Raw genomic sequence first — 504 nt, 5'->3', positions numbered from 1 at the left:
TGCGGAAGTAGTTCAGTGGTAGAACACCACCTTGCCAAGGTGGGGGTCGCGAGTTCGAACCTCGTCTTCCGCTCCAAAAATGCCGGGGTGGCGGAACTGGCAGACGCACAGGACTTAAAATCCTGCGGTGAGTGATCACCGTGCCGGTTCGATTCCGGCCCTCGGCACCATCTTTACAATATATTTAGCGCCCGTAGCTCAATTGGATAGAGCGTCTGACTACGGATCAGAAGGTTGTGGGTTCGACTCCTGCCGGGCGCGCCATATTTCGGAATGTAGCTCAGCTTGGTAGAGCACTTGGTTTGGGACCAAGGGGTCGTAGGTTCGAATCCTGTCATTCCGACCATTATTTAGGGGCCTTAGCTCAGCTGGGAGAGCGCCTGCCTTGCACGCAGGAGGTCAGCGGTTCGATCCCGCTAGGCTCCACCATGAACCTTGAAAACTGAACAAGCAACGTTAATGAAACAAGCTTCTTAAATGAAGCAAACAATAGATTATAACTTT

General features: G+C 52.4%; 5 tRNA genes. All 5 read left to right on the top strand.

The features are described from left to right. Position 1 precedes the first annotated feature (1 nt). The 5 genes from H9632_RS18750 to H9632_RS18730 all read left to right on the top strand — a co-directional run bounded on the left by H9632_RS18750 (position 2) and on the right by H9632_RS18730 (position 429). A tRNA-Gly gene (locus tag H9632_RS18750) sits at positions 2 to 76 on the top strand. A gap of 5 nt (positions 77 to 81) precedes the next feature. Further along, a tRNA-Leu gene (locus H9632_RS18745) sits at positions 82 to 170 on the top strand. 17 nt (positions 171 to 187) lie between these two features. Continuing rightward, a tRNA-Arg gene (locus tag H9632_RS18740) sits at positions 188 to 264 on the top strand. 5 nt (positions 265 to 269) lie between these two features. Next, a tRNA-Pro gene (locus tag H9632_RS18735) sits at positions 270 to 346 on the top strand. Positions 347 to 353: 7 nt separating this feature from the next. Further along, a tRNA-Ala gene (locus H9632_RS18730) sits at positions 354 to 429 on the top strand. Positions 430 to 504: the final 75 nt, after the last annotated feature.

The organism is Solibacillus merdavium (assembly GCF_014836935.1).
GTDB lineage: Bacteria > Bacillota > Bacilli > Bacillales_A > Planococcaceae > Solibacillus > Solibacillus ferritrahens.
The sequence above is the reverse complement of the archived record's forward strand: the minus strand, read 5'-3'. Positions and strand labels throughout refer to the sequence as shown.